The sequence below is a fragment of the Aeromicrobium senzhongii genome, from assembly GCF_014334735.1.
In the GTDB taxonomy this organism is placed as follows: domain Bacteria; phylum Actinomycetota; class Actinomycetes; order Propionibacteriales; family Nocardioidaceae; genus Aeromicrobium; species Aeromicrobium senzhongii.
Genome location: NZ_CP060587.1, coordinates 2549889 through 2574773, shown reverse-complemented (window position 1 = coordinate 2574773; position 24885 = coordinate 2549889). Strand labels below are relative to the sequence as shown.

General features: G+C 71.2%; 20 protein-coding genes. 11 read left to right on the top strand and 9 right to left on the bottom strand.

Features of this window, described 5'->3' with window-relative positions; genetic code table 11:
* Window positions 1–16 precede the first annotated feature (16 nt).
* From H9L21_RS12705 to H9L21_RS12670, 8 genes are all read left to right on the top strand, one after another.
* Window positions 17–1579, top strand: a complete 1563-nt coding sequence (locus H9L21_RS12705; protein WP_222865785.1) for an ABC transporter ATP-binding protein — start codon at window positions 17–19, stop codon at window positions 1577–1579.
* A complete protein-coding gene (locus H9L21_RS12700) occupies window positions 1576–2673 on the top strand; it encodes an ABC transporter permease (RefSeq protein ID WP_154596591.1) in 1098 nt (365 codons plus the stop codon). The genes H9L21_RS12705 and H9L21_RS12700 overlap by 4 nt, the downstream gene beginning before the upstream one ends.
* Window positions 2670–3926 carry an ABC transporter permease gene (locus H9L21_RS12695; RefSeq protein ID WP_154596592.1) on the top strand — a complete coding sequence of 419 codons (1257 nt, stop codon included), beginning with the start codon at window positions 2670–2672 and terminating at the stop codon, window positions 3924–3926. Before H9L21_RS12700 ends, H9L21_RS12695 begins: the two co-directional genes overlap by 4 nt.
* Window positions 3923–4345 (top strand): cytidine deaminase, encoded by a 423-nt coding sequence (locus H9L21_RS12690; RefSeq protein ID WP_154596593.1) that lies wholly within the window; start codon window positions 3923–3925, stop codon window positions 4343–4345. Before H9L21_RS12695 ends, H9L21_RS12690 begins: the two co-directional genes overlap by 4 nt.
* Window positions 4342–5520: a cytochrome P450 gene (locus tag H9L21_RS12685; protein WP_154596594.1), complete on the top strand. Its 1179-nt coding sequence runs from the start codon at window positions 4342–4344 to the stop codon at window positions 5518–5520. The genes H9L21_RS12690 and H9L21_RS12685 overlap by 4 nt, the downstream gene beginning before the upstream one ends.
* Window positions 5517–6800: a thymidine phosphorylase gene (locus H9L21_RS12680; protein WP_154596595.1), complete on the top strand. Its 1284-nt coding sequence runs from the start codon at window positions 5517–5519 to the stop codon at window positions 6798–6800. Before H9L21_RS12685 ends, H9L21_RS12680 begins: the two co-directional genes overlap by 4 nt.
* A gap of 136 nt (window positions 6801–6936) precedes the next feature.
* On the top strand, window positions 6937–7392 hold the full coding sequence (locus H9L21_RS12675) for a MaoC family dehydratase (RefSeq protein ID WP_154596596.1): 456 nt from the start codon (window positions 6937–6939) through the stop codon (window positions 7390–7392).
* Window position 7393: 1 nt separating this feature from the next.
* Window positions 7394–8473, top strand: coding sequence for an adenosine deaminase (locus H9L21_RS12670; protein WP_187411535.1), 1080 nt, complete (start codon window positions 7394–7396; stop codon window positions 8471–8473).
* Window positions 8474–8554: 81 nt separating this feature from the next.
* Here the strand turns inward: H9L21_RS12670 and H9L21_RS12665 are convergent, their stop codons facing one another.
* The 8 genes from H9L21_RS12665 to H9L21_RS12630 all read right to left on the bottom strand — a co-directional run bounded on the left by H9L21_RS12665 (window position 8555) and on the right by H9L21_RS12630 (window position 18544).
* Window positions 8555–9127, bottom strand: a complete 573-nt coding sequence (locus H9L21_RS12665) for a uridine kinase family protein (protein ID WP_154596597.1) — start codon at window positions 9125–9127, stop codon at window positions 8555–8557.
* 43 nt (window positions 9128–9170) lie between these two features.
* The gene (locus tag H9L21_RS12660) at window positions 9171–10025 is read right to left on the bottom strand and encodes an aldehyde dehydrogenase family protein (RefSeq protein WP_187411534.1); all 855 of its coding nucleotides are present in this window, start codon (window positions 10023–10025) and stop codon (window positions 9171–9173) included.
* Window positions 10022–11461, bottom strand: coding sequence for an aldehyde dehydrogenase family protein (locus H9L21_RS12655; RefSeq protein ID WP_154596598.1), 1440 nt, complete (start codon window positions 11459–11461; stop codon window positions 10022–10024). The genes H9L21_RS12660 and H9L21_RS12655 overlap by 4 nt, the downstream gene beginning before the upstream one ends.
* Window positions 11462–11465: 4 nt before the next feature.
* Entirely contained in the window at window positions 11466–12371 is a 906-nt protein-coding gene (gene deoC, locus H9L21_RS12650; RefSeq protein WP_154596599.1) for a deoxyribose-phosphate aldolase, read from the bottom strand.
* On the bottom strand, window positions 12368–14476 hold the full coding sequence (gene tkt / locus H9L21_RS12645; RefSeq protein WP_187411533.1) for a transketolase: 2109 nt from the start codon (window positions 14474–14476) through the stop codon (window positions 12368–12370). Before tkt ends, deoC begins: the two co-directional genes overlap by 4 nt.
* Window positions 14477–14541: 65 nt before the next feature.
* Window positions 14542–15693 carry an ROK family transcriptional regulator gene (locus H9L21_RS12640; protein WP_187411532.1) on the bottom strand — a complete coding sequence of 384 codons (1152 nt, stop codon included), beginning with the start codon at window positions 15691–15693 and terminating at the stop codon, window positions 14542–14544.
* 372 nt (window positions 15694–16065) lie between these two features.
* The gene (locus tag H9L21_RS12635) at window positions 16066–17682 is read right to left on the bottom strand and encodes a phospho-sugar mutase (protein ID WP_154596601.1); all 1617 of its coding nucleotides are present in this window, start codon (window positions 17680–17682) and stop codon (window positions 16066–16068) included.
* Window positions 17683–17752: 70 nt separating this feature from the next.
* A complete protein-coding gene (locus H9L21_RS12630; RefSeq protein ID WP_187411531.1) occupies window positions 17753–18544 on the bottom strand; it encodes a purine-nucleoside phosphorylase in 792 nt (263 codons plus the stop codon).
* Window positions 18545–18628: 84 nt separating this feature from the next.
* Here H9L21_RS12630 and H9L21_RS12625 point away from each other — a divergent pair, with 84 nt between their 5' ends.
* Window positions 18629–19198, top strand: a complete 570-nt coding sequence (locus H9L21_RS12625) for a TetR/AcrR family transcriptional regulator (protein ID WP_187411530.1) — start codon at window positions 18629–18631, stop codon at window positions 19196–19198.
* 13 nt (window positions 19199–19211) lie between these two features.
* Here the strand turns inward: H9L21_RS12625 and H9L21_RS12620 are convergent, their stop codons facing one another.
* Window positions 19212–20822: an HtaA domain-containing protein gene (locus H9L21_RS12620; protein ID WP_154596602.1), complete on the bottom strand. Its 1611-nt coding sequence runs from the start codon at window positions 20820–20822 to the stop codon at window positions 19212–19214.
* 191 nt (window positions 20823–21013) lie between these two features.
* On the opposite strand from H9L21_RS12620, the gene H9L21_RS12615 reads away from it, so the two are divergent.
* The gene (locus tag H9L21_RS12615; RefSeq protein ID WP_187411529.1) at window positions 21014–23788 is read left to right on the top strand and encodes an HtaA domain-containing protein; all 2775 of its coding nucleotides are present in this window, start codon (window positions 21014–21016) and stop codon (window positions 23786–23788) included.
* Window positions 23785–24882 (top strand): heme/hemin ABC transporter substrate-binding protein, encoded by a 1098-nt coding sequence (locus H9L21_RS12610; RefSeq protein ID WP_154596604.1) that lies wholly within the window; start codon window positions 23785–23787, stop codon window positions 24880–24882. The genes H9L21_RS12615 and H9L21_RS12610 overlap by 4 nt, the downstream gene beginning before the upstream one ends.
* The last annotated feature ends 3 nt before the right edge of the window (window positions 24883–24885 follow it).

The following is a 24885-nucleotide window of genomic DNA, read 5'->3' as shown; positions in this document are numbered from 1 at the left end:
CCCAGAAGGTGACATCGTGAGCAAGACATCGACCGCCGCCGGCACCCCCGCGAGCAGCCCGTCGGACGTCGTCGTCCGCCTGCGCGGGGTCGGCAAGACCTTTCCCGGCGTCATCGCCAACCACGACGTCGACATCGAGATCCACCGCGGCACGATCCACGCGATCGTCGGCGAGAACGGTGCCGGCAAGTCGACGCTGATGAAGATCCTCTACGGCGTCCAGAAGCCCGACTCCGGCACGATCGAGCTCGACGGCCAGGCGGTCACCTTCGCCACGCCGTCCGATGCCATCGCGCACGGCATCGGCATGGTGTTCCAGCACTTCATGCTGGCCGACAACCTCACCGTGCTCGAGAACGTCGTCCTGGGTGCCGAGAAGATGCACGGCATCGGCGACAAGGCACGCGCGAAGATCCGTGAGATCTCGGACGCCTACGGCCTGGGCATCGAGCCCGACGACCTGGTCGCCGACCTCGGCGTCGGCGCGCGCCAGCGCATCGAGATCCTCAAGGTCCTGTACCGCGGCGCCCGCATCATCATCTTGGACGAGCCCACCGCCGTGCTGGTGCCCCAGGAGGTCGACGAGCTGTTCGACAACCTGCGTGAGCTCAAGGCCGAGGGCCTGGCGGTCCTGTTCATCTCCCACAAGCTCGACGAGGTGCTCTCGGTCGCGGACGAGGTCACCGTGGTGCGTCGCGGCACGACCGTCTCGACGGTGCCGGCCGACAGTGTCACCTCCAAGCAGCTGGCCGAGCTCATGGTCGGCTCGGAGCTGCCCAGCCCCAGCACCGAGCTGTCCACCGTCACCGACATCGAGGTGCTCGAGGTCGTCGACCTGGGCCTGCCCGACCCCCGCGGCGGACGCCCGCTGCTGGACGGCATCTCCTTCCGGATCCACCGCGGCGAGATCCTGGGCATCGCCGGCGTCGAGGGCAACGGCCAGGCCGAGCTCGTCGAGGCCATCATGGGCATGCGCCCCGACACCACGGGCCGCATCGAGCTCAATGACGGCGACATCGCCGGCTGGTCGACCCGACGCCGCCGCGAGGCCGGGATCGGCTACATCCCCGAGGACCGTCACCGCCAGGGCCTCCTGCTGGACGCGCCCCTGTGGGAGAACCGCGTGCTCGGTCACCAGACCCGCGAGCCCAACATCGCCGGGCCGCTCATCGACCGTCGCGGCGCCCGCGCCGACACCGAGCGCATCGTGCGCGACTACGACGTCCGCACGCCGGGCATCGACACCCTCGCGCGGGCCCTGTCCGGCGGCAACCAGCAGAAGCTGATCGTCGGCCGCGAGATGAGCGACGAGCCCAGCCTGCTGATCGCGTCCCACCCCACGCGCGGCGTCGACGTCGGCGCTCAGGCGGCGATCTGGGACCACATCAAGCGTGCCCGCCGCGAAGGCCTGGCGGTCCTGCTGGTCTCGGCCGACCTCGATGAGCTGATCGGCCTGTCCGACACGATCGCGGTGCTGCTGCGCGGTCGGCTCGTGGGCACCTTCGATCCCGGCGCGGTGACGCCACAAGAACTCGGCTCGGCCATGACCGGTGCCACCGACGAGGAGGACCGCTCATGACGCAGTCGCGACTGACCCGGGTCGGGTTGGCGCTGGCCGCTCCGGTGCTGGCGCTGGTGACGGCGTTCCTGATCACGAGCCTGGTGCTGATCCTGGCCGGCGACGACTGGCTCGGCGTCTGGAGTCAGATCCTCAGCTGGCCCAGCAACCGCACGATGGTCAACATCGTCAACTCGGCCACCGTCTACTACCTGTCGGCCGTCGCCGTGGCGATCGGGTTCCGCATGAACCTGTTCAACATCGGCGTCGACGGCCAGTACCGCATCGCCTCCTTCGCCGCGGCGTGGGTTGCCGGCGAGGCGTTCCTGCCGGGCCCGTTCAACATCGCCCTGGCCCTGCTCGCGGGCATGCTCGTGGGCGCCATGTGGGCCGGCATCGCGGGTCTGCTGCGCGTCACCCGTGGCGTCTCCGAGGTCATCTCGACGATCATGCTCAACGCGATCGCGACGGCCGTCGTGGCCTACCTGCTGCGCAAGGTCGCCGTGCGCGAGGAGGGCAGCAACATCATCTCCACGAAGCCGCTGCCCGAGAGCAGCCGGATCCCGGGCATCCCGTTCCTGGGCGGCGAGATCTACGGCTTCGTGGTGGTCGCCGTCATCGTCGGCATCGGCTACTGGGTGCTGATCAACCGCACGCGCTTCGGCTTCGACCTGCGGGCCGCCGGTCAGTCCGAGACGGCCGCGGTCGCCTCGGGCATCAACGTCAAGAAGATGATGCTGGTGACGATGCTGATCTCGGGCGCGATGGCCGGTCTGGTCGGCCTGCCGCTGCTGTTCGGTCAGGCCTACGCGTACGGCTCGACGTTCCAGTCGGGCCTGGGCTTCGCCGGCATCGCCATCGCGCTGCTGGGCCGCAACCACCCCATCGGCATCGCGATCGGCGCCCTGCTGTTCGCCTTCTTGGACCAGCAGTCCAACCCGTTGCAGATCCTGTTGGACGTCTCGCCCGACATCGTCAAGGTCACCCAGGGCGTCATCGTGCTGACCGTCGTCATCGCCTACGAGGTCGTCCGCCGCTACGGCGTGCGGCTCGAGCAGCGTCAGGTGGCGGCCGCCCTGGACCCGGAGTACCGGCAGAAGGAGGTGTCGGCATGAGCGTCCGTACCGACCCCATGACCACCCCCGCCCCCGCCAAGCGCGTCCGGCTCGGCTGGCCCTGGCTGCTGATCGGCATCGCCGGCGTGCTCGTCGTGATGTCGCTGCTGCGCCTCATCACCGGCGTCGACGACCTCGACTCCTCCGGCACGATCCGCGCGACCCTGATCGCGGCCGTCCCGATCGGCCTGGCCGGTCTCGGTGGCCTGTGGTCCGAGCGTGCGGGCGTCGTCAACATCGGCCTCGAGGGCATGATGATCCTCGGCACCTTCGGCGCGGGCTACTTCGGCTACTTCTACGGCCCCTGGCAGGGCGTCCTCGGCGCCATCCTCCTGGGTGCCGCCGGCGGCCTGCTGCACGCGGTGGCCACCGTCTACTTCGGCGTCGACCACATCGTCTCGGGCGTCTCGATCAACATCATCGCCGCGGGCGCGGTGCAGTACCTGGCCGGCATGGCGTTCAGCGGCGTGCCCGGCGGCGGTCAGACGCAGTCCCCGCCGATCGACCGGTTGCCCAGCATCACGATCGCCGGGCTGTCCGACCCGTTGGGCGAGATCGAACAGAAGCACTGGTTCTTCATCTCCGACGTCGCCTCGGTCCTGCGCGCGCTGGTCACCAACATGTCCGTGCTGACGATCATCGCGATCGGCCTGTTCGTGCTGACCTGGTGGCTGCTGTGGCGCACCGGCTTCGGCCTGCGACTGCGCTCGTGCGGCGAGTCGCCCGCGGCCGCGGAGTCGCTGGGCGTCAACGTCTACCGGTACAAGTTCATCGCCGTGATCGCCTCGGGCGGTCTGGCGGGCCTGGCCGGCGGCTTCCTGGCGCTGGTCGCGGCCAACGCGTTCCGCGACGGGCAGACCGGCGGCCGCGGCTACATCGGCCTGGCGGCGATGATCTTCGGCAACTGGCGACCCGGCGGACTGTTCGCCGGCGCCACGTTGTTCGGTTACACCGACACGCTGCGTCTGCGCGGTGGCGGTGAGACCGTCCACGCGCTGCTGCTGCTGGTCGCGGTCTTCCTGGTCATGCTGGCGATCTGGCAGTGGCGCCAGCACGGCCGCCGCTCGGCCCTGATCGCCGCCGTCCTGGGCATCGTCGTCGCGGCCATCTACTTCGTCAGCGACGAGATCCCCAACGAGCTGGCCACGATGACGCCGTACGTCACCACGCTGCTGGTGCTGGCCGTCTTCAGTCAGAACCTGAGGATGCCCGCCGCCGACGGCGCGATCTATCGGAAGGGGTCGGCCGGATGAGCGGCTTCGGCTTCACCCCGCCCCAGGCGCCCGTCGACTGGGACGCCCTGCAGAAGTACGCCACCGAGGTCATGGGGCGTGCCTACGCGCCGTACTCGAAGTACAAGGTCGGTGCCGCCGGGCTCGTCGAGGACGGCCGGGTCGTGCTGGGCTGCAACGTCGAGAACGCCGCCTACGGCGTGGCCCTGTGCGCCGAGTGCGGCATGGTCTCGGCGCTGCACTCCACCGGCGGAGGTCGCCTGCGCGCGGTCGTCTGCGTCGACGGTCAGGGGCGCCTGCTGATGCCGTGCGGCCGTTGCCGACAATTGCTGTGGGAGAACGGCGGCGCCCAGTGCCAGCTGTTGACCGCCTCGGGAGTCAAGACGATGGCAGAGGTGCTCCCGGACGCCTTCGACGTGACGGACTTGGACGACGCATGAAGACCCTGACGACCTTCGACCCGACCGACGCGGACTTCCTGCGCGATCCGTACCCGGCCCTGGCCGAGCTGCGCCGCGAGGGACCGCTGGTGTGGCACCAGCCGTGGTCGATGTGGCTGGCCACCGACCACGCGACGGTGGGCGCCGTGCTCAAGAACCGCGCGTTCGGGCGGCTGTGGCACGACTGGGAGCCGGTCGAGGAGATGGAGTCCTTCAACGCCCTGCACCGCAACCAGCTGATGGAGAACGAGCCGCCCGCGCACACGCGGATGCGGCGCCTGCTGGCCGGCGCGTTCGGGCGCGGCCACGTCGAGCGCATGCGCCCGCGCATCGAGGCACTGGCCGCCGACATGGTCGCGGCGCTGCCGGACACGTTCGACGTGCTGGCGGACTACGCGGAGCCCATGCCGGTCTACGTCATCTGCGACCTGCTGGGAGTCCCGCGCGAGGACCACGAGGATCTGCGCCGCTGGAGCCAGGCCATCGTGCACATGTACGAGACCGACGTCGACGAGGACACCAAGCGTGAGGCCGTCGAGGCCAGCACGGCGTTCTCGGACTACGTCCGAGAGGTCATCGCGATGCGCCGGCGCGAGCCGGGCGAGGACCTCGTCAGCGACCTCATCGCCGAGACCGACGCGGGCAAGGGCTTCTCCGACGACGAGCTCGTCGCCACCGTCGTGCTGCTGCTGAACGCCGGCCACGAGGCCAGTGTCAACACCTTCGGCAACGGCTTCCACGCGCTGCTGACCCACCGCGACCAGCTGGCCCGCGTGACCAGCGGCGAAGTGTCGATCGAGACGGCGCTCGAGGAGCTCATCCGGTTCGACGCGCCGCTGCAGCTGTTCGAGCGCACCGCCACGAAGGACGTCGAGGTGGCCGGGCAAGTCGTCACCGCCGGCCAGAAGGTAGCCTGCCTCATGGGCTCGGCCAACCGCGACGCCGCGGTCTTCGAGGACGCGGACACGTTCGACGTCGGGCGCGATCCCAACCCGCACGTCGGGTTCGGCCTGGGCATCCACTTCTGCCTCGGCGCGCCGCTGGCCCGCCTCGAGCTGGGCATCACGCTGAGCACGCTGCTGGACCGGTTCCCCGACCTCCTCCTGGCGGGCGAGGCCCCGCGCCGGCCCACGTGGGTGCTGCGCGGCTACGAGAGCATCCGGGTGTCGGCATGACCGAGCGCTTCGCCCCCACCGAGGTCATCGTCGCCAAGCGTGACGGCCACGAGCTGACCGACGACCAGATCGACTGGGTCGTCGACGCGTACACCCGCGGCGTCGTCGCCCCCGAGCAGATGTCGGCGCTCGCCATGGCGATCGTCCTCAACGGCATGAACCGCCGTGAGATCGCCCGCTGGACCGCCGCGATGATCGCCACCGGCGAGCGGATGGACTTCTCCACGCTCTCGCGTCCCACCGCCGACAAGCACAGCACCGGCGGCGTGGGCGACAAGATCACCCTTCCGCTGGCGCCGCTCGTCGCCGCGTGCGGTGTGGCCGTGCCGCAGCTGTCGGGCCGCGGCCTGGGCCACACCGGCGGCACCCTCGACAAGCTCGAGGCGATCCCCGGATGGCGCGCGGCGCTGTCGAACGACGAGATGATGACCCAGCTCGAGGACCTCGGTGCCGTCATCTGCGCCGCCGGCTCGGGCCTGGCTCCGGCCGACAAGAAGCTCTACGCCCTGCGCGACATCACCGGCACCGTCGAGGCGATCCCGCTGATCGCCAGCTCGATCATGAGCAAGAAGATCGCCGAGGGCACCGGGGCGTTGGTGCTGGACGTGAAGGTCGGCTCCGGCGCCTTCATGAAGAACCAAGCCGATGCGCGCGAGCTGGCCGAGACGATGGTTGCGCTCGGCACCGACGCCGGCGTGCGCACCGTGGCGCTGCTGACCGACATGTCCGTGCCGCTGGGCCTGACCGCGGGCAACGCCCTCGAGGTCCGCGAGTCCGTCGAGGTGCTCGCCGGAGGTGGGCCCGCCGACGTGGTCGAGCTGACGCTCGCCCTGGCCCGCGAGATGCTCGCCGGCGCCGGGGTCCACGACATCGACCCGGCAGACGCCCTGGCCGACGGTCGCGCGATGGACGCCTGGAAGGCCATGATCCGCGCGCAGGACGGCGATCCCGACGCGGAACTGCCCACGGCTCGCGAGACCGAGGTGGTCACGGCCGACTCCGATGGCGTGCTGACCTCGCTGGACGCGTACGCCGTGGGCGTCGCCGCCTGGCGCCTCGGTGCCGGCCGCTCCCGTCCGGGCGAGGACGTGCAGGCCGGTGCCGGTGTCGAGATCCACGCCAAGCCCGGTGACACCGTGCGCGCGGGCCAGCCGCTGCTGACCCTCCACACCGACACGCCGGAGCGCTTCGAGCGAGCGCACGAGGCGCTCGAGGGTGCCTGGTCCATCGGCGACTCCGCCGTCCCGACCACGCCCTTGGTCATCGACCGCATCAGCTGACTGCCCAAGGCATGTTGTCGCCTCCCCGGGCAAACTTCCCTGGGGAGGCGACGGTTTACCACGGGACCGTGGTAAACCGAACCGCTCCGCGTCGCGGGGGCGGGGACGGGAAGGTCGACACGATAGGTTCGGTGCCATGCGCATCCTGAACGACAGAGACGAGATCGCCGCTGCGGCCGGGACCGAGCTGGGCGTCAGCCCGTGGACCGAGATCCACCAGGACCGCATCGACATGTTCGCCGACGCGACCGGCGACCGCCAGTGGATCCACGTCGACCCGGAGCGCGCGGCCGAGGGGCCCTTCGGCGCCACCATCGCGCACGGTTACCTCACCTTGTCGCTGCTGCCGTTCCTCGGCGCCTCCGTCTTCGCCTTCGCCGGCGACCGTGCCCGCGTCAACTACGGCCTCAACCGCGTGCGGTTCATGGCGCCCGTCCTGGTGAACTCCAAGGTGCGCCTGCGCGTCGAGGTGTTGGAAGTCCAGAACATCGAGAAAGGACAGCAGGTGACCTTGCAGCACACCGTCGAGATCGAGGGCGGCGCGAAGCCCGCCTGCATCGCCGAGACCGTCACCCTGTTGATGGACGCCTGACGTGAGGGCCACGACGGAGCAGATCGCCGCAGTCCCCAAGGTCGCCCTGCACGAGCACCTCGACGGGGGCGTCCGCCCCGAGACCGTCGCCGAGATCGCCCTCGAGATCGGGCATGAGCTGCCCGCCGCGCCGGAGCGGCTCGGTGCGTGGTTCGAGGAGGCGTCGTCGTCCGGCTCGCTCGAGCGCTACCTCGAGACGTTCCAGCACACCACCGCCGTCATGCAGCGGCCCGAGGACCTCGCCCGCGTCGCCCGTGAGGCCGTGCTCGACCTGGCAGCCGACGGTGTCGTCTACGCCGAGCTGCGCTGGGCACCCGAGCAGCACCAGGGTGCCGGTCTCTCGATCGAGGAGACCGTCGAGGCCGTCCAGTCCGGCATCGACGACGGCATCGCCCAGGTCCAGGCCCAGGGCCGCACGATGGTCGTCGGTCAGCTGCTCACGGCGATGCGGCACGCCACGCGCGGCCTCGAGATCGCCAAGGTCGCCGTCGAGTACCGCGACCGGGGCGTCTTCGGCTTCGACATCGCCGGGGCCGAGGACGGCTTCCCGCCGATCCTGCACCTCGAGGCGTTCGAGTACCTGCGCCGCGAGAACATGCACTTCACCATCCACGCCGGCGAGGCCTTCGGGCTGCCGTCGATCTGGCAGGCGGTGCAGCGCTGCGGCGCCGACCGGCTCGGCCACGGGGTGCGGATCGTCGACGACATCGACTTCACGGGCACGCCCCGGCTGGGTCGCCTGGCCTCCTACATCCGCGACCGGCGCATCCCGCTGGAGATGTGCCCCTCGTCGAACCTCCAGACCAGCGCCGTCCCGGGGATGACCTCGATCGCCGATCATCCGATCGGCCCGCTGGCCGAGCTGGGCTTCCGGGTCACGATCAACTCCGACAACCGGCTCATGAGCGGCACGTCGATCGGCCGCGAGATGAGCTTGCTCACCGACGCGTTCGGCTACAGCCTGGGCGACCTGCGCTGGTTCACGGTCAACGCGATGAAGAGCGCCTTCCTTCCCTTCGACGAGCGCCTCACGCTCATCAACGACGTCATCAAGCCGGGGTTCGCCGCCCAGGTCGACTGACCGGATCCCCCCAGCCCCGAGATTTGCTCCCATTTCCACCTTTCAGACCCTCTGAAAGGTGAGTTTGGGAGCAAATCTGGCTTAGCGGGAGGTGAGGGCGCGGTACGCCTGCCGGGGGTGCATCGGCACGCAGCCCGCAGCGACAGCCTCGGCGATCACGCGGGGCTGGTCCTTCATGAGCCGCCAGCCTCGGCGGACCAGGGTTACCGGTGGCTTGCGCGACTCGCGCAGGTCGCGCGCCAATCGCAGGGCGAACACGAGCGGGCGTGGCCGGGTCAGGCAGATGGCCGCGTCGAGCACGCCCGCCTCGCGGCAGTCGTCGATGATCTCGGTCGCGAACAGGCCCTCGGCGATGAACCGGTCACCGGTCAGGACGACCTCGCGCGTGCCCGTGGCGCGACTGACCGAGATGTCGTAGACCGGCACCTGCGTGCGGCCCACGGTGCACAGCTCGTTGATGGCCCGCATGGCCGCCGCGCGGTCCCACGAGCCGGGGTGGTCCCAGTCGGCGATGCCGAGCGTGCTCAGCGGCAGCTCGGGGTGGTCGGCGGGATGGTAGAAGTCGTCCAGCCGCAGCACCGTCCACCCGAGCCGCTCGGACAGGTGGGACTTCCCCGAACCGGAGGGACCGGCCAGGATCACGACGTGCGGCATGGACTCCAGCGTATCGAGGCGAACGGGCTGGTCAGACGGGTGGTCAGACGCCGATCGGGTGCCAGACGGTCTTGTGCTCGAGGAACGGCGTGATCCGTGCCAGCGACTGCTCGGTCGGCGTGCCGGGGCGCAGGACGCGCTTGAGGTTGATCGCCGCCTCGGCCTCGAGGTCGCGCGCCACCTCGGCGTCGTCGACACCGGTCAGGTCGAGCGCGTTGACGTCCAGGTGTGCGGCCAGCCACGGGCCGATCTCGGCGATGTCGCCGGTCAGGATGTTGACGACACCACCGGGGACGTCGGACGTCGAGAGGATCTCCGACAGGGTGATGGCCGGCAACGGGCGCTCGAACGACGAGATGACCACGGCGGTGTTGCCCGAGAGCAGCACGGGGGCCAGCACCTCGGCCAGGCCGAGCAGTGAGGACTGCTGCGGTGCCGCGATCACCACGACCCCGGTGGGCTCGGGCGAGGTGAGGTTGAAGAACGGGCCGTTGACCTGGTTGGCGTTGCCCGTCACCTGCGAGAGCTTGTCGGCCCAGCCGGCGTACCAGACCCACGTGTCGACGGCGGTGTCGACGATCGTGTGCGCCTGCTTCTCCGAGACACCCTCGGCGGCCCGCACCTCGGCGACCAGCTGGTCGCGCCGGCCCTCGAGGACCTCGGCGACGCGGTAGAGGATCTGGCCCCGGTTGTACGGGGTGCGCTTCGACCAGCCGCCGAACGCCTTGCGGGCGGCCGAGACCGCGTCGCGGCCGTCCTTGCGCGAGGCCTTCGAGGCGTTGGCCAGGAAGCGGCCGTCCGAGGAGGTCACCTCGTAGGTGCGGCCGGACTCCGAGCGGGGGAACGCCCCGCCGATGAACAGCTTGTAGGTCTTGCGGACGTCGAGTCGGTCGCTCACTTGCTTCCCTCCAGGTAGGAGGCCAGCCCGTGCCGGCCGCCCTCGCGTCCGTAGCCGGACTCCTTGTACCCGCCGAACGGCGAGGCGGGGTCGAACTGGTTGAACGTGTTGGCCCAGACCACACCGGCGCGCAGCTGGTCGGCGATCGCGAGGATCCGCGAGCCCTTCTCGGTCCAGACACCCGCGGAGAGGCCGAACGGGGTGTTGTTGGCCTTCTCGACGGCCTCGGCCGGGGTGCGGAAGGTCAGCACCGACAGCACGGGGCCGAAGATCTCCTCGCGGGCGATGCGGTGGGCCTGCGTGACGCCCGTGAAGATCGTCGGGGCGTACCAGAAGCCACGCTCGGGCAGCTCGCACGGAGCGCTCCAGCGGGTGGCGCCCTCGTCGTCGCCGGCGGCGGCCAGGTCGCGGATGCGGCCCAGCTGCTCGGCCGAGTTGATCGCGCCGACGTCGGTGTTCTTGTCGAGCGGATCGCCCAGGCGCAGCGTGGCCATGCGGGCCTTCAGACGCTCGAGCACCTCCTCGGCGACGCTCTCCTGCACCAGCAGGCGCGAGCCCGCGCAGCACACGTGGCCCTGGTTGAAGAAGATGCCGCGGACGATGCCCTCGATGGCCTGGTCCATGGGTGCGTCCTCGAACACGATGTTCGCGGCCTTGCCGCCGAGCTCGAGGGTGAGGCGCTTGTCCGTACCGGCGACCGTGCGGGCGATCTCGCGACCGACCGGGGTGGAGCCGGTGAAGGCCACCTTGTTCACGTCGGGGTGCGACACCAGCAGGCGGCCGGTCTCGCCGGCGCCCGTGACGATGTTGACGACACCGGCCGGCAGCTCGGCCTGGCGGCACACGTCCGCGAACAGCAGGGCCGTCAGCGGGGTGGTCTCGGCCGGCTTCAGCACGACCGTGTTGCCGGCGGCCAGGGCGGGCGCGACCTTCCACGCCAGCATCAACAGCGGGAAGTTCCACGGGATGACCTGCGCGGCGACGCCCAGGGGACGCGGGTTCGGGCCCAGGCCCGCGTGATCGAGCTTGTCGGCCCAGCCTGCGTGGTAGAAGAACCACTGCGAGACGAGCGGCACGTCGACGTCGCGCGACTCCCTGATCGGCTTGCCGTTGTCGAGCGTCTCGAGGACCGCGAACTCACGGCTGCGCTCGGCCAGGATGCGCGCGATCCGGAACAGGTACTTGGCCCGCTCGCGGCCGGGCATGGGGCCCCAGACCTTCTCGTAGGCGGTGCGAGCGGCACGGACGGCGCGGTCGACGTCGGCCTCGTCGGCCTCGGCCACCTCGGCCAGGACCTCCTCGGTCGCGGGGTTCACGGTCTTGAAGGACGTGCCACCGCCGTCGGTGAACTCGCCGTCGATGAACAGGCCGTAGCTGGCGGCGAGGTCGACGATCGAGCGCGACTCCGGCGCGGGTGCGTATTCGAACTTGGGCATGGGATCAGTCCAGGGTCACGTAGTCGGGGCCGGAGTACCGGCCGGTGAGCATCTTCTGGCGTTGCATGAGCAGGTCGTTGAGCAGCGACGACGCCCCGAAGCGGAACCAGTCCGGGTCGAGCCAGTCCTCGCCGGCGATCTCGTTGACCACGACGAGGTACTTGATGGCGTCCTTCGTGGTGCGGATGCCGCCGGCGGGCTTGACGCCCACCTGGCGTCCGGTGGCGATCCGGTAGTCGCGCACGGCCTCGAGCATCAGCAGCGTCACGGGCAGCGTGGCGGCGGGCTGGATCTTGCCGGTGCTGGTCTTGATGAAGTCGGCGCCGGCGTCCATCGCCAGCCACGAGGCGCGACGGACGTTGTCGTACGTCTGCAGCTCGCCGGTCTCGAGGATCACCTTGAGGTGGGCACTGCCGCAGGCCTCCTTGACCGCCACGATCTGGTCGTGGACGGTGGCCAGGTCGCCGGACAGGAACGCGCCGCGGTCGATGACCATGTCGATCTCGTCCGCGCCGTTCGCGACGGCGGCGGCGGTGTCGGCCAGCTTGACCTCCAGCGAGGCGCGACCCGACGGGAACGCCGTGGCGACCGCGGCGACGTGCACCTGGTCACCGACGACCTCGCGGACGTACCCGGCCATGTCGCCGTACACGCACACCGCGGCGGCCCGGGGGCACGTCGGGTCGGTGGGATCGGGACGCAGCGCCTTGGTGGCCAGCGCGCGCACCTTGCCGGGGGAGTCGGCGCCCTCGAGGGTCGTCAGGTCGACCATCGAGATCGCCAGGTCGATCGCCCACTGCTTCGACGTGGTCTTGATCGAGCGGCTGGCCAGCTGGGCCGCGCGGGCCTCGAGTCCGACCTGGTCCACACCGGGCAGGCGGTCCAGGCCGGCGATCAGGGTCTTGCTCATCGGGCGGTCTCCTCCTTGTGGTCCTCGCGGACGGCGGCGAGCGTGCGGTGCACGGCACCGACGACCGCGTCGAGGGTGATGCCGCGCTCCGCGAGCACCAGCTCACCGGCACCGCTGGCACCGAAGTCCTCGACGCTCACTATCTCACCGTTCGTCCCGACGTAGCGGTACCAGCCGGTGGCGGTGCCGGCCTCGACACTGACGCGAGCCGTGATCGAGCGCGGCAGGACCGACTCGCGGTAGGCGAGGTCCTGCTCCTCGAACCACTCCAGGCACGGTGCCGAGACGACGCGCACGGCGACGCCCTCGGTGGCGAGCGCCTCGCGGGCCTGCATCGCCAGCCCGACCTCGGAGCCGGTCGCGATGACGATCGCGTCCGGCGTGCCGTCGGTGTCGGCCAGGACGTAGGCGCCGCGACGGGCACCCGCATCGGCGGGGACGGCGTCGCCCACGACGGGGACACCCTGACGGCTGAGGACGAGGGCGGTCGGGCGCTCGCTGGTCAGCGCCCGCGTCCACGCGTCGACCGTCTCGACCCAGTCGGCGGGACGGACGACGTCCAGCCCCGGGATCGCGCGGTGCGCCCACAGGTGCTCGACCGGCTGGTGGGTTGGGCCGTCCTCGCCGACGGCGACCGAGTCGTGCGTCCAGACGTAGGTGACCGGCAGGCCCATGAGCGCGGCGAGCCGCACCGACGGGCGCATGTAGTCCGAGAAGACGAAGAACGTCGCACCGAACGGGTGCGAGTAGCCGCCGAGCGCGATGCCGTTGAGGATCGCTCCCATCGCGTGCTCGCGGATGCCGAAGTGGACCAGCGTGCCGTCGGGGCCGCCGGGCCACTCGTCGCCCGCGTACGCGGTCGGGGTGAAGCTGCGGGCCCCGGCGATCGCGACGTTGTTGGTCTCGGCCAGGTCGGCCGAGCCGCCCCAGAGCCAGGGCAGCTCCTCGGCGATCGCGTTGAGGACGGCGCCGCTGGCGACGCGGGTGGCCTTGGCCTGCGGCTCGGCCCGCAGGGCGGCCAGCTTCTCGCGCGCCTGCGGCGTGACGTCGCGCTCGCGCATGAGGTCGTGCAGCAGGGCGTGCTCGGGGTCGGCCGCGCGCCAGGCGTCGTACCGCTGCTGCCACTGCTCACGCGCCTGCGCGCCGCGCTCACGGACCCGGCGGGCGTGGTCGAGGGCGTCCTGGGGCATCGCGAAGTACTCGGCGGGATCGAGGCCCAGCGCGACCTTCGTGGCGGCGACCTCGTCCTCGCCCGGGGCTCCGGAGTGGGCGCCGGCGGTGCCGCCGACGGTCGGCATCGGGTGGCCGATGCGCGTGCGCAGGCGGACGAACACGGGGCGGCCGGTGACGGCCATCGCGGCGTCGTAGCCGGCGCGGATCGCGGCGGGGTCCTCGGCGTCGTCGATCTCGACGATCTCCCAGCCGTACGCCCGGTAACGACCGACGACGTCCTCGGTGAACGCGATCGCGGTGTCGCCCTCGATCGAGATGCGGTTGTCGTCCCAGATCAGGATGAGGCCGTCCAGGCCCAGTGTGCCGGCCAGGGACGAGGCCTCTTGCGAGACTCCCTCGGAGAGGCAGCCGTCGCCGGCGACGCACCAGGTGCGGAACCGGAACAGGCCCTCCTCGGGGTCGGTGTCCGGCTGGAGCAGCGCATGCGTGCGGCGAGCGGACATCGCCAGGCCCACGGCGTTGCCGACGCCCTGTCCGAGCGGACCGGTCGTCGTCTCGACGCCGGGGGTGTGGCCCCACTCGGGGTGTCCGGGCGTGAGGCTGCCGAGCGCGCGCGCCTTCTTGAGGTCGTCCAGCTCGAGGCCGTAGCCGCTCAGGTAGTGCTGCAGGTACAGCGAGAGGCTGGTGTGTCCCGCGGACAGGACGAACCGGTCACGGCCCTCCCAGTCGGGCCGGGCCGGGTCGTGGCGCAGGTACTCCTGGAAGAGGACGTAGAGCGCGGGCGTGAGGCTGACGGCGGTGCCGGCGTGGCCGTTGCCCTTGGCCTGGACGACGTCCAGCGGCAGGACGCGGGCGTGGCGGACGGCCTCGAAGTCGAGCGGGTCGGACCAGCGGTCGGCGGACGCGGGGGAGGGGAAGTCAGAAGGAACCACGCGTCCACCGTAGGGCGGAGTGGTCCCTTTTGTCTAACTCTTCGCAAAAGGGCCTGCGGTGCCGGTCAGCAGCCGACGATGGCGTCGACTCGGTCGGGGGAGAGGGCGGCGTCCGCGGCCATCTGCGCGGCCCCCAGCAGACCTGCATCCGCGCCCAGCGGGGAGGCGATCACCGACAGGTCGGTGGTGGCCAGCGGGTGGGACCGCTCGAAGACACGCTCGCGCACGCCGTCGACCAGCAGGTCGCCGGCTTCGGCGAGGTCGCCACCCACGACGACCATCGCGGGGTTCAGCACACCGACCGCCTCGACGACGGCGTCGCCGATGCGCCGACCCGCCGCCCGCAGGCTGGAGATCGCATCGCGGTCGCCGTTCTTGGCCAGGGCGACGACGTCGGCGGAGGTGTGGACGGGGTGTCCGAGGTCGCGCAGGTGCGCGGCGATCGCCCATGCGCCGGCGGAGGCCTCGGCGCACCCGCGCTGGTCGCACCGGCACTTCGGTCCGTCGTCGTGAGGGATGTGCCCGAGGTCGCCGGCGCCGCCACGCGCCCCGTGCAGGACGCTGCCGCGCGAGATGATGCCCGCGCCGATGCCCATGCCGACCTTGACGACCAGCAGGTCGTCGGCGCCGGGGACGGAATCGGAGCGCAGCGCGCGGTGCACGCCCAGGGCGACCAGATTCGCGTCCTTGTCGACCACGACCGGTGCGCTGACGTGCTGGCCGATGCGGGCGGCGACGTCGTACCCGTCCCAGCCGCTCATGGTCGGTGGGCTGACCAGGCGGCCGGTGCGATGGTCGACGGGGCCGGGGACGCCGATGGCCACACCCAGGACGGGCGGCACGTCGTCGGTCGCCAGGCGGTCGAAGGCGGCGATCACGCGCGACAGGACGGCGTCGGGCCCGTCGTCGATGACGATGTCGTCGTCGAGTGCGGTCAGGACGCGGCCAGACAGGTCGGCCAGGCCGTACCGCGCGTGACTGCTGCCGATGTCGGCCACCAGCAGGCTGCCGCGGTTCTCGGCCAGGTCGAACACGCTGGCGGGGCGCCCGCCCGTGCTTCGGTCGGCAGCCTCAGTCCGGATGAGCCCGGCCTGGACGAGCGCGTCGAGCCGGTGCGTGGCCGTCGCGCGGGAGAGTCCGGACAGCTCGACGACCTGCGCCCGCGTCAGCGGTCCGTGCCGACGGAAGAGTGCGAGTACCTCGCCGTGTCCTGACACAGCGCTCCTTTCCTCGTGGTCCGTGTTCCTGGCCGTCACCGTAGTACGTCGGGCGCGCGGCGTCCGGGCGAGACCGTCCGGAAAGGCGGCTCCTCGAATTGACAGACCCCCCGGGTCGACTGAGGCTGGATGGGAGTGGTGAGCATGTCCGGCACCAACGGTCCGTACGGGAGGGGGCGACCATGCGTGAGCGATCATGCGCGAATGCGATGCTGCCCGCCGCCGGACCATCGTGGGTTCGACTCGCCCACGTCACGGACGCCGCCGCCGGGGACTCCCTCGTTGTGAGCGTGGCATAGTCGCACTCCCTCGGCTCCTCTGCCGCATGACTCCGACGCCTCGGCGGCGGCCCTCCACTCAGCAGGTCCCGGGTCAGGCCAGACCCAGGTAGGCCGACAGGTCGGCGATGATCGCGTCGACCGTGGCAGCGGCTGCCTCGCGCGCCGTGTCGAGGCTGTCGCCGACGGCGGTCACGGCCTCGACGTAGCACTTGAGCTTGGGCTCGGTGCCGGACGGACGGCAGATGATGCGGCTGCCCCCCTGCAGTCCCAGCCGGATGCCGTCGGTGGGCGGCAGGCCCTGGTATCCCTGCTCGAGATCGTCCAGGGACGTGACGGCGACGCCCGCCAGCGTGGCCGGGGGATCGGTGCGCAGCCGCTGCATCGCCGTGGCGATGAGCGCCAGGTCGTCGACCCGGACCGCCAGCTGGCCGGTGGCGTGCCAGCCGTGGCGGCGGTAGATGTCGTCCAGCAGATCGATGAGCGTGCGACCCTCGGCCTTGAGCGAGGCCGCCAGCGCCATGATCAGCACGGCGGCAGACATGCCGTCCTTGTCCCGGGCGATGTGCGGGGCGACGCAGTAGCCCAGCGCCTCCTCGTAGCCGAAGACGAGTCCCTCGACCTTGCCGATCCACTTGAACCCGGTCAGCGTCTGCTGCCAGGGCTGGTGGTGTGCGGCGGCCTGGCGCCCCAGCAGGTCGGACGACACGATCGAGCACGCGTACGTGCCCTCGACACCTCGGCTGAGCAGCGACTCGGCCAGCAGGGCGCCCACCTGGTCACCGGTGAGCATCCGGTGCCCGCCCTCGGTGCGCACCCCGACGGCGCAACGATCGGCGTCCGGGTCGTTGGCGATGATGACATCGGCGTCGACCGAGGCTGCCAGTTCGAGCGCGAGGTCCATCGCGCCGGGCTCCTCGGGGTTCGGGAAGGCCACGGTCGGGAAGGAGGGGTCGGGGTGAGCCTGGGCCTCGACGACGTGGGGGACGGCGAATCCGGCGCGCTCGGCCACCGCGGTCATCAGACGTCCACCGACGCCGTGCATCGGCGTGTAGGCGACCACGAGCTCGCGCGGCCCGTCGGGGACGAGCGCCGCGACGGCGTCGAGGTACGCCTCCGCGACGTCGGTCCCCAGCACCGTGTAGCCCGGGTCGCGTGGCAGCTCGTCGACCCGGCCGACGGCGTCGATGCAGGCGGCGATCTGGCCATCGATCGGCGGCACGATCTGGCTCGTGTCGGCGAGGTACACCTTGTAGCCGTTGTCGCGCGGCGGGTTGTGCGAGGCGGTGACCATGACGCCCGCCGAGGCGCCGAGGTGCCCGATCGCGAACGCCAGCACCGGCGTGGGCAGGTATTCGGGCAGCAGCAGTGCCCGGACGCCCATCGCCTGCATGATCTCGGCGGTGTCGCGCGCGAACACGTCGGAGTTCGTCCGGGCGTCGTACCCGATCACGACGCTGGGCTCGGGCGCGGTGTCGAGCAGGTGCTGGGCCAGACCGGCGGCAGCGCGGGCGACCGTGACGCGGTTCATCCGCATCGGCCCGGCGCCCAGCTCGCCACGCAGGCCGGCGGTGCCGAACTGCAGGCGGCCGGCGAAGCGCACGGCGATCTCCGTGGTGTCGCCCGAGTCGATCAGGGCGGTCAGCTCGTCACGGGTCTGCGGGTCGGGATCTTGCGAGATCCAGTCGCGGGCAGCGTCGATCGGGTCCATCCGTCCACGGTATCGGGGCGCGGCGCCGGCCGACGTCGCGCCGCCGACAGGGCGCGAGACGCCGTAGCCCTCAGACGCGGGGGAGCAGGTCCGCGAGCAGCGCCCCCATGCGCGTGGCGGCGGACTTGCCGGCTTCGAGGACCTCTTCGTGGTTCAGCGGAGCGTCCGAGATCCCGGCGGCCAGGTTGGTGACCAGCGAGATGCCCAGGACCTCCATCCCGGCCTCGCGGGCCGCGATGGCCTCGAGCGTCGTGGACATGCCGACCAGGTCGCCCCCGAGGATGCCCGCCATCTTGACCTCGGCGGGGGTCTCGTAGTGCGGGCCGGGGAACTGCACGTAGACGCCCTCGTCGATGCCCGGCTCGACCTCGCGCACCAGGTCGCGCAGGCGCTGGGCGTACAGGTCGGTGAGGTCGACGAAGTTCGCACCGACGATGGGCGACGTGGCGGTCAGGTTGATGTGGTCGCGGATGAGCACCGGCGTTCCGGGCGTCCACGCCGGGTTGAGGCCGCCGCAGCCGTTCGTCAGCACCATCGTGCGGACGCCGGCGGCCGCGGCCGTGCGGACGCCGTGGACGACGGACGCGACGCCCTTGCCCTCGTAGAAGTGGGTGCGGCCCAGGAAGACCAGCGCGCGCAGGTCGCCCACGCGGACCGAGCGGATCGTGCCACCGTGACCGGCGACCGCGGGCTTGCTGAACCCGGGCAGCTCCTCGGTGGGAATCTCGAACTCCGGCTCACCGAGGGCGTCGGCGGCGGGCAACCAGCCCGACCCCATCACCAGGGCGACGTCGTGGTCACCGCCTCCGGTGCGGTCACGCAGGACGTCGGCGGCTTCGCGGGCGAGGTCGTAGGGGTTCACCGGGTCAGCCTAGCGATCACCGGCGGGCGGAGGACGCCACGCGTCCAGCGCGGCGGTCGCGAGCCGCGCGGGTAGCCTACGAGCGTGCCGAAGATCATCGGGGAGTCGCTGGAGGAGCATCGCGTCGCCATGCGCCGACGGGTCTTCGACGCCTTGGTGGAGCTGTTGCAGGACCGACCGTTCGACGCGATCACGATGGCGGACCTGGCCACGCACGCGCAGGTCGGCCGCTCGTCGCTGTACAACCACTTCAAGGACAAGGAAGCGGTCGTCGTGGCCTTCGCCACGGAGGAGACCGGCCGTTACCTCGACCAGCTGAACGAGTCGCTCGCCAGCCAGACGACGCCGACCGCCCGGCTCGAGACCTACGTGCGGCACCACGTCGACACGTCGAAGGACTTCCACATCGGGCTCGGTCCCGAGTTGCGCGCGATGCTGTCGCCGGAGTCGGTCATGGCGATGCGCGAGCACGTCGTCGCGGTCGAGCAGGTGCTGCGCCAGATCCTCATCGACGGTGCGGCCCAGGGGGAGTTCGTCGTGGACGACGTCGACGCGATCGTCTCGCTGCTGCACGCGACGCTGTCGGCCAGACATGCGTCGGCCGACACCACCACGAGGTTCGTCCTCGCGGCAGTGTCGGCCGATCGCGGCTGACTCAGTCAGCGGGTCACTTGGTGACCTTGACGGTTCCCACCTTCACGTAGCCACGCTTCGTGTAGTTGGCGTTGCCGAAGTAGGCGGCGCGGATCGTCCACTTGCCCTTGGCCAGCTTCGGCAGGGTGACGGTGCGCTTGCCCTTGACCAGGTTCGCGGTCACGTACTTGCTCTTCTTGCCCTTGGTGAGCTTGACGCGGACCTTGCCGGTCGTGGCGGCGCCGCCGGCCACGGCGCGGACGCGGACGACGGCCTTGCCCTTCTTCTTCGAGGTGGGCTTCTTGCCGACCTTGACCTTGGCCTTGTACGCGGCGACCTTGGCGATCTTCACCGTGACGGTCGTGGAGGCACGCGCGATGCTCGTGTCCGCCGGGGTGAAGATGACCGTGTAGCGCTTCGTGCCGGCGGTCGTGGTGCGGGGGACCGCGAAGCGGACGGTCTGGCCGGCGGCGGTCGTGGTGCGCGTGCCGAGGCCGGCCACGGTCACGGTGCCGGGGACCTTCGTCGTGACGGTGACCGTCGCGCCCTTGGCGTACTTCGTCGAGACGTTCGACGCGACCGGAGCGGACACGAATCCGACCGGCGTGGCCGTCTCCCACGCGGCGAACTTCGCGCCGCCGCCGGGGTAGGTGTAGACGCCGTACCGGGTGTGAGCCGCGGTGAGGCCCTCGATCGCGTCGGCGTCGGCCTTGGAGATCTTCAGCTCGGCGGTGAAGGTGCCGTCGGGCCGCAGCTCGATGCCACCGTCGGCCGCTCCGCCGATCTTGTCGATGTCGCCGGCGAGCACGGCCCACCGGACGTCCGCGTTCTTGCGGGCGCTGGAGGCCGCGTTGGCCGTCGGGCGCCAGTTCGGCTCGTACTTGCCGAAGCCGACGTAGACGCCGGAGGAGCCCCCGGCCAGCGGCAGCCGGGTCGCCAGGACGTCCTGGGGGTAGTAGCCGGAGCCCTTCACCGTGACGGTGGCGGACTCGTCGGGTGCGAACGTCACCTTCGAGACGGACACGGCCGGAGCGGTCCGGGTGCGCAGGGACGCGCTGATCGGATCGAGGGCGGTGCCGGCCGGGTAGAAGGCCCCACCGTTGTACGAGAGCAGGTCCGAGCCGTCAGCCGTGATGACCGCCGGTGCGTTGGTGATCTCGGTGCCCGCGGCGGTCTGCGCGACCTTGCCGCTCAGGCTGACGTTCGCGAAGGCGACGTCGTCGTGAGTCTCTCCGTCACTGTCGACGGCGTCCACGACGAGCTGGGCCGACGAACCGGTGACGACGATGCGCGGGTCCGAGATCGTCAGGTCCAGAGCGCCCTCGTGGCCGGTGAACGTGACCGACCCCTGCGCGCCGACGGAGGCGGAGTCGGAGGCCCAGGAGCCCGACGCGTACGCGAAGGTGGTGCGGGAGCCGTCATCGGTGGCGGGCTGGGCGACGGTGACCTTGCCCTTCGCGATGGGGCTGGCGAGGTAGGTGCGGAACGAGGACTTCAGGCCCCAGCTGATGCTGCCGCTGACGATCTCCTGCGGCGCCTCCGCGGCGTGGGCGGTGGGGCTGAACGCGAGCACGCCGGCGGTCAGCGCTGCGACGGTCGTGCCCGTCAGCAGGCGACGCCCGCGAATCAGTGTCTGGGAAGACATTCGGGTCCTTTCGGAACGGGTCGGCACCCGCCGACCGCTATAGGTAAGGCATACCTTAGACTCCGGGGGTAAGGGTCACCTCAGTGGGGTCCCCCACCGAACCCGACGGGAGTGGATGAGTGCCGACACCGACCTTCTCAGTGCAGCGGGCGCGATCGACGGCAGCTGTGCTGTTGGCCACGGTGCTGTGTGTGCTCGCGCTTCCGGCGACGAGCGCCCAGGCGGTCGAGGCCGGCACGAAGGTCACCACCGGCACGATCACGTGGGGTGTGAAGTCCTCGTTCCGCGACTACGTCACGAGTCCGGTCGCCGACGGCGCCGTCGAGGTGGCACCGCCCGCGCAGAAGGACGGGAATGCGTTCGTCTTCCCCGCGGCCTCGGGCACGTGGGCCGATGTGGGTGTCGACGTCGGCACGCAGGGCTCGGTGCGCTTCCGCGGTCACGACGGCGCGCTCGACATCACGATCTCGAAGCCGCGACTGGTCGGGACGGGCAGTGCGGCCCAGTTGCGCGTCGACGCCAAGGACAGCGACGGCACGACGCACGCCGGCCTGGCCATCGCCGACGTCGTCCTCGAGGGGAACCTGACTCACGAGGGCCCGACCGTCACGGTCTCCAATGCTCCGGCCACGCTCACCGCCGGAGGCGAGAAGCTCTTCTCGCGCGACGGCGAGCCGCTGTATGAGGCGGGCACCGCGCTGGACGCGGTCTCGGCGAAGCTCACCCTGGAGACGAAGGCCGACCCGGAGGCCCCGACCGACCCGGCGGAGCCGGGCGAGACTACCGCGCCGCCCGCCGACGCTGGTCTGGCGAAGGTCACCGGCGGCACGCTGAGCTGGGGCCTGAAGGAGTCCTTCCGCTCCTACCTGAAGATGTCGTTCGTCGAGGCCACCACCCGAGTGATCGCGCCCGCCACCGACGACGGCGCCCAGACCACCTTCCGGCGGGCCACGGGGACCTGGGACTCCACGCAGGTCGACGTCCGCACCCGAGGCGGCATCCACGTCACGGGCCACCACGGCGTCATGGACTTCACGGTCGAGAACCTGCGGTTGGTCGTCGACGCCAAGCGCTCGCACCTGCGGGCCGACGTCCGCGACAGCGAGGACAACGTCCTCCCGGGGTTGGTCTTCGCCACGGTCGACCTGGGCAAGAAGGTCAAGGTCGCAGGGGACACCGTCACGATCACGGGCGCCCCGGTCACGCTGACCAAGGCCGGCGAGACGATGTTCGACTACACCGGGTCGCCCATGTACACCGCGGGCACGGCGCTCGCGCCCCTCAACGGCACCCTCACGGTGAAGGGCGCCACCGCGCCGCCGAAGACGACGCCGGCCAAGCCTGCCGCCAAGCCCGGTCGGGACAAGGCCGGCCGGTCCGCCGGCGCCACGAAGCGGGCCGGTCGCTCCGGCGAGTTGACGTGGGGCGTGAAGTCGAGCTTCCGGTCCTACATCACCGGCCCGATCGCCCGCGGCGCCGTCTCGGTGTCCGGCGGCGCCACGGCGGTGAGCGGCGGGTACCGCTTCGGCCAGTCCTCGACCTCGGCGCAGGCGCCTGATGCCACCGGCACCACGAACTACCGCGGTTCCGTGGCGTTCCGTGGTCACCACGGCACGCTCGACTTCGCCGTCTCGCAGCCTTCCGTCCGGGTCAACTCGCCGTCCTCGGCCGTCCTGAGCGCGTCGGTCACCGGGCGGGGCCGGATCGACATCGCCACCCTCGACCTGCGCGCCGGGGCCCGCAGTACGGAGTCGGGATGGGTCCAGTACGCCGGCGTGCCGGCCCGTCTCACCGCCGAGGGAGCACGCGTCTTCTCGTACCAGAACCGCGCGTTCTACGTGGCCGGCTCGCTGGTCGACCCGGTGACCTTCTCCGTGGGCTCCACCGCCGTCGCGCGCCGAGGGGGAGGTGTCGTCGCCGCGTCCACCTCCGCGCAGAAGTGGACCGCGCCGCCGACCCCGCCGGCCACCGCGGGACTCACCGTCGAGCAGGACGAGATCCGGGCCGGCGACAAGATCACCGCCTCGGGCACCGGCTTCCTCGCGAACGAGACGGGCATCCGCGTCGTGCTCTACTCGACGCCCGTCGTCCTGGCCGAGAACGTCACCGCCGACGCCACGGGCCGGGCGACCTGGACCGGCACGATCCCCGCCACCGTCGAGCCCGGGAAACACACGCTGACGTTCCAGGGCTCGGTCGATCGCGGTGTCGTGATCGACGTCGCCGCGGCGGAGGAGATCGTCGGTTGCAGGCTGACCGACGGTCGCCTCGACTGGGGCTTCAAGGAGTCCTTCCGCGCCTACGTCTCGGGCTCCATCGCCAACGGCGACTGGACCACGCGCGACGGCGCCCGGTACGAGACGCCCGAGTTCACCTGGTCGAAGGGCGCCGGTGTGCTGGACGAGAAGACTCGCGCGGGCGAGCTCGGCTTCGGCGGCGCCATCGAGTTCACCGGCCACGACGGCGCGCTGGACACGGTGATCGAGAACCCGGTCGTCCGGTTCGCCGACGAGAAGGCCGCGGTGCTCACGGTCGACTACTCCGGCGGCACCATGGACGCCGCGATGGCCGGCGAGGACGACAGCCGCACCCTCACGGGCGTGCCGTTCGCCGACCTCGACCTCGCCGCGGGCGAGCACAGCCGGCAGGGCGGCCGCGTGACCATCAGCGACGTCCCGGCCACCTTGACCAGTGCCGGCAGCGCCGCGTTCCCGAACTACGAGGCCGGCACGGCGCTGGACCCCGTGACCCTGACCTACACCGTGTCGAAGGACTGCGGGGCGGCCGCGGCGCCGGCGAGCGACGAGGAGCAGCAGGCCGTGGTCCTCGAGCCCGACGAGTTCGACACCGCGTCGGGCACCTCGCTGCCGCAGTGGGTCCCGTGGGTGGGTGGCGCGCTGCTCGGTGCGCTGGCCGCCATCGGCGCGACCGTCCTGATCATGCGCCGCCGGGAGGTCAAGGCATGAGGCGCCTCCTCGGCGTGCTGGCGTCGATCGTCCTGACCGCGTCCCTCGCCGCATGTGGCGGTGTCGCCGACGGCAGTAACCCCGGCCAGGGCGTCGACCTGCCGCCCCTGTCCGAGCTCGAGGCGACGCAGGCGCCGAAGGAGATCACCGGTCCCAGTACGGCGATGCTGGCCGAGCGCGAGGTCGAGCCGGTCGACGTGGGGGAGACCGCAGCCCTGCCCGCCACGGTGGTCTCGCACGTGCGGTCCGGCGACGTGAAGGTCAAGGTCACCGATACCTCGCGCATCGTCGCGTTCGACATGTCGGGCTCGATCGCGTCCACCCTCTTCGGCCTCGGCCTGGGGGACAACCTCGTCGCGCGCGACCGCTCGACCGACTTCCCCGGCGCCGAGGACCTGCCCCTCATCACCTCCGAGGGCCACGCCGTCAACGCCGAGGCCGTCCTGGCGCAGAAGCCGACCGTCATCATCACCGACGGCTCGATGGGCCCGCGCGACGTCGTCGAGCAGCTGGCCGACACCGGCGTGCCCGTGGTCTTCGTCGAGAAGGAGTCCAGCTTCGATGGAGCGGCCCGGCTCGCCCGCGACGTCGGCGAGGTCGTGGGCCTGCCGAAGACGGGCGCGGCGCTGGCCGAGCGCCTGCAGGCCGACATCGATGTCGCCCGCGCCGAGGTCGAGCGGTTCGTCCCCGAGAAGAAGTCCGACCGACTGCGGATGGTCTTCCTCTACCTGCGTGGCAACTCCGGCGTCTACTACCTGTTCGCCGAGGACTCCGGCGTGGGCGACCTCGTGGCGTCGCTCGGCGGCGTCGACGTGGCCAAGGAGCTGGGCTGGAAGGGGATGCAGCCGCTCACCGACGAGGCCATCATCAAGGCCAAGCCTGACCTCATCTTGCTGATGACGCACGGACTGGAGTCCTCCGGCGGCGTCGACGGCCTGCTCGAGGAGAAGCCGGCGATCGCGCTGACGCCCGCCGGCCAGACCAAGCGCTTCGTCGACATGGCCGACGGCGACATCCTGGCGTTCGGTCCGCGGACCGCTGGTGTCGTCGAGGCGCTCGGCCGCGCGATCTACGTCCCGGAGGCCCAGAAGTGATCC